The sequence below is a fragment of the Mesorhizobium sp. Cs1299R1N3 genome (assembly GCF_037179625.1).
Classification (GTDB): domain Bacteria; phylum Pseudomonadota; class Alphaproteobacteria; order Rhizobiales; family Rhizobiaceae; genus Mesorhizobium; species Mesorhizobium salmacidum.
In genome coordinates this window covers 1,127,415-1,133,841 of the sequence record NZ_JAPYKQ010000001.1, presented here as the reverse complement: position 1 = coordinate 1,133,841, position 6,427 = coordinate 1,127,415, and the positions used below count along the sequence as shown (strand labels likewise).

Here is a 6,427-nt window from a genome sequence, read left to right as displayed (position 1 = left end):
CCAACCGCAATCGACGCCGTCGTGCCCCAACGATGGCTAGGGGACGCGGTGTACTTTCCGGAGAGCCGGCAAGCCTACGCCGAAATGCTCGGGAATGGTTGGATCGATGCCGTCCGCCGCATCCACCTCGAGAAGGGCATCTACACCTACTGGAACTTCTCATACCGGGGCGGCTACGATCGAAGCTCCGGCCTCCGAATGGACCATCTGCTCGTGAGCCCTTCCCTTTCGGACAAACTCCGGGATGCCGGCGTGGACGTCGAATTGCGCGGCTGGGAGAAGCCAAGCGACCATTCGCCAGCTTGGATCGAGCTCGATTGAGTACTAAGGCAATTCCAGGAAAAGTGCGCTGCGCGCCACCATCCCTACTCTCCCGCCGGGCTCTTCACCGGCCGCCGTGCGCGCGTCGCCCGCTTTGCCTTCTTCGCACTCGCCAGCTCATGCATCGCATCGAGCTGCATCTGCTGCATCTCGGCCAGCCGCGTCCATTGGCGCGAGATGAGGTAGTCGAGTTTTTCGTGCAGGTGGCGCACTTCGAGCTCGGCCTTGAGGTTGACGCGGTAGTCGTTGAAGGAGCGCAGGCGGTCTTTCACCTCCTGGCGCTTCTGGCTCATCATGATGATCGGCGCCTGGATGGCGGCGATGCAGGAGAGCAGCAGGTTGAGCAGGATGAAGGGGTAGGGATCGAAGGCGCCGGTCGTGCCTTCGAACAGGTTGATGCCGATCCACACCAGAAGCACGCTGCCGAACGAGATCAGGAACCACCAGCTGCCGCCAAAGGCGGCCATGCCGTCGGAGACGCGGTCGGCGAACGTCCGGTGCTCCTCGAATTCTTCTTCACTGTTTTCCGAAATCGTGTCTTGCCGGGCGATCGATTCCACCACCTGGCGGTCGAGCTCGGAGAACTCGCCGTGCTCCTGCTGCAGCAGCTCCTCCATGTAGCGCATGCGATAGCGGCCGAGCTCCTCGCGGCTGATGCGTGCGCCCTTGGGCAGGTCCGGGTGGTCCGAGTGAATGCGGTCGGCGAGGCTCGGGCGCAGCGTGTCGATGCGCACAAGGTCGCGCTTGCGGAACTTGCGGCCTGAGATCGCCGACGGCTTTTTCTTCGGCTTTAGCCGCGACGCGCCGGGGCCCGATGGTTCGGAATCCGGCACTTCGGGCGTGTCGAAATGCTCGTCGGAAACCTCGTGCAAATCCTCCTGCGTGGTCGGCGCCTCGAAATACTCGCCGCCGCTGTCGTTCTCATTGTCGGCCGACTTCTGCTCGGATGCCTTGGGAACGGTGCTCATGATGGGCTCCTGCTGTCGTGCTTGGTTTAGAATACGCCATGGCGGCGGGGCATATCCACTGTCGGATTTCGCAGCCTATGCCACGTCTTCCGCACGATTGCGTGACAGTCGCAAGACGATAGCCGGCTGCGGGTCTTTTGGATGACGAAGAGATGGGGAGGCCCCTCACCTCACTGCTGTTCGGCGAACATCAGCCTGGTCTTGGTGTCGGCCATGGCGGGCGACAGGCTGCGCTGGATCAGCGCTTCGACATGGTCGTTGCGCTGGCGGGCGCTGTCGGCGCCCATCACCACCACGATCAGCTGGCGGCCGTCGGCATCGTAGGAGGTGACGATGTTGAAGCCGGAAGCCCTGATGTAGCCGGTCTTGATGCCGTTGACGCCGCGCACGCGGCCGAGCATGTCGTTGTGCCCGCGCACCAGCCTGCCGCGGAACATGAAGTCGCTTTCGGAGAAATAGTGGAAATGCTGCGGGAAGCGCCGCTGCAACGACATGCCGAGCACGGCCATGTCATGCGCGGTCGTCATCTGGCCGTCGTCGGGCAGGCCCGACGCATTGCGGAAGGTGGTGCTGCTCATGCCGAGTTGGCGCGCCTTGGATGTCATCATGGCCGCGAACTGGTCTTCCGAGCCGCCGAGATATTCGCCCACCGCCACCGCCACGTCATTGGCCGATTTGACGACGATGGCGCGGATGGCGGAATCGACATCGATCGTCTCGCCGCGCCGGAAACGCATCTTGGTCGGCGGCTGCGAGGCTGCGTGCTCGGAAACCGGGATCTGCGTCTCCTTGGTGACGCGGCCGGTCTCCATCGCCTCGAACAGCAGATAGAGCGTCATCATCTTGGTCAGCGAGGCCGGGTAGCGCTGCGCCGTCGAGTTAACCTCGAACAGCTGCTTGCCGCTCCGTCCATCGACGACGACGGCCGCGTATTTCTGCGGCGGCGCCGGCACGGCCAGCACCGAGTCCGGCGGGGTTATGGTCGAGCAGCCGGCAGCCATGGCCGCCAGGGTGAGGACAGCCAGGATTTTCTGGAGGAGCGGAAAGAGACGCGGCAAGGACAAGGGCTGAACTGTTCTGGCAATGCTGTTGCTGAGATAAGGCGAAGCTAACGTAACGCGGCGGATGCGTCCATTTGGTTAATGGCGGTCGGCGCTGGGAATGTCGAGTGCCGGCGGTGCCTGATTTCCTCGCCCCTGCCGAAGGCGAGGAACTTGAGCTCTTCGCCGCCCCGAAATCGCCTGTTTCCTGTCTTTCCTTGCCAAAGCGGCGTTTCCCGTGGGAAGGAGCGTGGCATCTGGGGCTTGGGGGGGCTTGCAAAATGGCTGACATTGGGGCTGGCGCCGCGCCGTCATTGATCAGGGCATCGCTCAGCCGCACCGGCAAATGGGCCGGCAGCATCGCCTTCATCGGCGGCGCCGTTTCCGACATCTTCAATCCGTTGGCGCCGTTCGCCGCCTATATCGCGCTGGTTGCCTCGATCGCGGCCGTCATCATCGCCATTGCCATCGTGCTCAGGCTCGTGCTGGCGGCCAAGGCTCTGCCGGCGCTGGTGTTCGCCACAAGTGCGGCGGCGGTTGCCGGCGGCGTCTACGCCGTGCAGAAGGAGACCAATTCGCAGAACGGCATCATCGCCGGCCTGGTGCCGGCGATCGCGCAACTGCAGCAGTCGGTGGGCATCGTCGCCGAAAAGGTGGCCAAGATCGAGCAGACGGTCACGCAAACGCAGAAGACCGTCGAAGAGGTCAAGAAATCGACCGACACGGTTGCCCAGAAAACCGATCAGATCGCGTCCGCCGAGCAGCAGCAAACGGCGCAAGGGGTCGAGACGCAAAAGACCGTTGAAGCCGTCAAGCAGACCACGGAAACGATCGCAGGCGGCCAAAAACAGCAAGTGGCCCAGGCCGAAAAGCTGCAGGCGACGACCGAGCAGATTGCCGCCTCGATCGACACGATCGCAAAGGGATTTGCCACCTTGGCCGCGCAAGGCGGCGCCATCGCCGAGCCGAAGCGGCCGGACGAGTTCTACCACAATGCCCGTGTCTACGAGTTGTCGGGCGACATGCTCAACGCGCGGCGCTCCTACCTCGCTTTTGCCGGCTTCGATGTCGATGCCATCGATCCCTACACCCGCTTTGCCACGCTGCTCAGGGTCCAGGACGGCAAGGCCGGCGCCCGCGAAGTGTTCGGCCAACTGGCGGACAAGGGCAAGGCGTTGTCGATCAAGCTGGTGCATATCATGCAGTTCGACGATGCGCAGCGGCTCGAAAAGCTCAACGCCTTCATCGCGACCAATCCGGACTATGCGCCGGCCTATTTCCTGTTCGCGCAGGAGTTTTCGGAGGATCGGCTGGGCAGCCAGACGCTGGCCGACAAACGCAGCGAAGCCCAGGCGCTGACCAAATTCGTCTCTCGCGAAAAAGAAGGCGGGCTGCTCCAATATTTCGTCGACCAGACCCAGCTTGCCGACTGGCTGGAGCGCAGCCGCAGCCGGCTGGCCGCGCTTGGCGACGTGCTTGACCCCGCCCGCTTCGCGCCTTCGCTGACGCCGATGCGCTCCAACCAGGGCTGGTCGATTACGATTTCGCTGCCCGAGCCGGCGACCGCGATATCCTGGCGTCTTGGCGGCACCGGCCCCTTCACCGACACCGGCCTGCTGGCGCTCAACGACCAACGCACCGGCAAGCCGATGCCCAATCCGAGCTTTGAATTGCCCGACAGCACGGCGGCGACCACGATCGGGATCAAATATCTCGACATCAGGGGCCGCGAGACCGGCCCGTTCGACATCCGCTTCGATCCGGATGCCGCCCTGCAACAGGGCAACAAGCAGATCCTCGACCAGTTCTGGACGTCGTGGATCGTCTTCGACGCCAGCGGCAATCATGGGCTGGTCTATTTCACGCAGATGCTGTCCTACCGTTGCGCCATCAAGGAGGTGCATTACAGCCTGAACGGCGCCACGCTCGACAAGGCGCTTCCCATGCCGCCCTGCAATGCGAGGGACCCGTACGCCATCCCCAGTGATTTCCAGCCCTATTTCAAGGTCGCCGACAGCGTGAAGTCGATGTCGGTGCAGGTGACCTATACCGACGGGACAAAATCGCCGGTACGGGACTACAAGCGGCAATAGGGCTGGCACCTTCGGCGTGTAGGAAGGTGGATGCAAATCTGATGCAAAATGCGCGCCCGCGCGCTTGTGCGGTGCGCCGAACGGGTTCTTCTTGGCACCCGTCAGATTCGGGTGAGAGCGCCATGGATACAGTCACGATCAACTCGAAGGGCATTTCGGTTTCGCTCGACCTCACGGTCGGCCACATCGCCGACATGACAATCGAGAGCGGCGGTCGCCGGTTGAAGCCACTGCACCGCGCACCCTGGGTCGACGCAAGCGAGACGCTGCCTCCTGACCTGCCGCAGGGCACCGTCCGGCTCTCTGGCGACTTTCTCTGCGCGCCGTTTTCGCGCAGCGATGTCGAGGAGGCGCCGCTGCATGGCTGGCCGGCCAACAGCGCCTGGGATGTGGTGGACAGCGGCGCCACGGATGGCGGCTGGCGCGCCATCTTCCGCCTGCGGCACAAGGTGATGGGCGCCAGCGTCGACAAGATTCTCACGCTGCGCGACGACCATCCTTTCCTCTATCAGGAACATGTATTTTCCGGCGGATCCGGCGCGATCTCGGTCGCCCATCACCCGATGACGGCGATGAAAGGCGGCGGCAGGCTGGCTTTCTCGCCGAAGCGGTTTGCCGCCACGCCAGCCGATCCGCTGGAGCCGGACCCCGCGCGCGGCCGCTTCATGCTCTCGTATCCGGCGCGGTCGTCCGATCTCGACCATTTTCCTGCTGCCGGCGGCGGTACGCTCAATCTCACGGACTACCGCATGGAGGATCGGCGCGAGGATTTCCTCACCTTGGTGGAGGCCGACCATGGCGGCCCGGGCTGGACAGCACTTGCGCGCCAGGCCGAGGACGATCTGGTGCTGGTGCTCAAGAACCCGGCCGAACTGCCGGTCACCATGCTGTGGTTCAGCAATGGCGGGCGCGACTACTCGCCGTGGAGCGGCCGCCATCTCGGCGTGCTCGGCATCGAGGATGGGCGCACCGCGATTGGCCACGCCGCCTCGCTCGGCGACAACTGGCTGAAGCGCGAGGGCGTGGCGACGGCATTCGCGCTCGACGAGGGCCGCGGCGTCTCGTTCCGCCATGTCATCGGTGCGTTGGCGCTGTCGGGCGGCGAGCCCCCGCGGGAGATCACCACGGCGGATGGCCGCCTGCGGCTGGCTGGCGCCGCGGCATCGGAGGTCCCGTTCGACAGCGAATTCCTGCGTATCGGCCTGCCAGCGGCAAGCTGAAGGGCAAAGCCGTAAGGGATTAATCGCATTCGCCAGCGCTGACTTCCACAATTGTTCGCTCTAAATCGTGCAAATGGCGATTTGAAATCTCCTGCGACGCCGACAAGATGCGTCCAAATCCTGCGGAAGGAGCCAAAAAATGTCCGAAATCGCCCACCTCGCCGCCACCATCTTCAAGCGCGCCGGCAAGGCGAAGCGCTTCATCGTCGCCATTGCCGGACCGCCGGGCGCCGGCAAGTCGACACTATCGGCAAGCCTGCACGACCTTTTGCCGGAAGGCGCGGTGGAAGTCGTGCCCATGGACGGCTTCCACTATGACGACATCGTGCTCAACGCGCGCGGCCTGCGCGCGCGAAAGGGCGCGCCCGAGACGTTCGACTTCGGCGGCTTCGAGATGCTTTTGAAGCGCATCCGCGCCGGCGAGGCCGAGATCGCCATTCCGGTCTTCGACCGCGGCATGGAATTGTCGCGCGCCGCCGCGGCGATCGTCGGTGCCGAGACCAAGTTCATCCTGGTCGAAGGCAATTACCTGCTGCTCGACGAGGAGCCGTGGTCGCGCCTGGCGCCGCTGTTCGATTTCTCGATCTTCGTCGATGTGCCGCGCAATGAGCTCGAACGCCGTCTGATGGAACGCTGGCACGAGCATGGCCGTTCCGAGGCGGATGCGCGCGCCTGGATCGCCTCCAACGACATGCCCAACATCGAACGTGTGCTGGCACGGCGCCGGGCGGCCGACCTGGTCATTGGTTAACCCGGGTAATCTCGATTAACCTGTTTAATTTCAG

General features: G+C 63.9%; 5 protein-coding genes and 1 pseudogene. 4 read left to right on the top strand and 2 right to left on the bottom strand.

Annotation, left to right across the window (positions count from 1 at the left end):
* A pseudogene (locus O7B34_RS05330) lies at positions 1 to 321 on the top strand (exodeoxyribonuclease III); the annotation flags it as partial.
* A gap of 44 nt (positions 322 to 365) precedes the next feature.
* Here the strand turns inward: O7B34_RS05330 and O7B34_RS05325 are convergent.
* Positions 366 to 1,289, bottom strand: a complete 924-nt coding sequence (locus tag O7B34_RS05325; RefSeq protein ID WP_337145147.1) for a DUF1003 domain-containing protein — start codon at positions 1,287 to 1,289, stop codon at positions 366 to 368.
* A gap of 170 nt (positions 1,290 to 1,459) precedes the next feature.
* A complete protein-coding gene (locus O7B34_RS05320) occupies positions 1,460 to 2,353 on the bottom strand; it encodes a D-alanyl-D-alanine carboxypeptidase family protein (protein WP_337145146.1) in 894 nt (297 codons plus the stop codon).
* A gap of 257 nt (positions 2,354 to 2,610) precedes the next feature.
* Here O7B34_RS05320 and O7B34_RS05315 point away from each other — a divergent pair, with 257 nt between their 5' ends.
* The 3 genes from O7B34_RS05315 to O7B34_RS05305 all read left to right on the top strand — a co-directional run bounded on the left by O7B34_RS05315 (position 2,611) and on the right by O7B34_RS05305 (position 6,393).
* Positions 2,611 to 4,422: a methyl-accepting chemotaxis protein gene (locus O7B34_RS05315; protein WP_337145145.1), complete on the top strand. Its 1,812-nt coding sequence runs from the start codon at positions 2,611 to 2,613 to the stop codon at positions 4,420 to 4,422.
* Between the two features lie 122 nt (positions 4,423 to 4,544).
* On the top strand, positions 4,545 to 5,642 hold the full coding sequence (locus tag O7B34_RS05310) for a hypothetical protein (protein ID WP_337145144.1): 1,098 nt from the start codon (positions 4,545 to 4,547) through the stop codon (positions 5,640 to 5,642).
* A gap of 139 nt (positions 5,643 to 5,781) precedes the next feature.
* Positions 5,782 to 6,393 (top strand): nucleoside triphosphate hydrolase, encoded by a 612-nt coding sequence (locus tag O7B34_RS05305; protein ID WP_337145143.1) that lies wholly within the window; start codon positions 5,782 to 5,784, stop codon positions 6,391 to 6,393.
* The last annotated feature ends 34 nt before the right edge of the window (positions 6,394 to 6,427 follow it).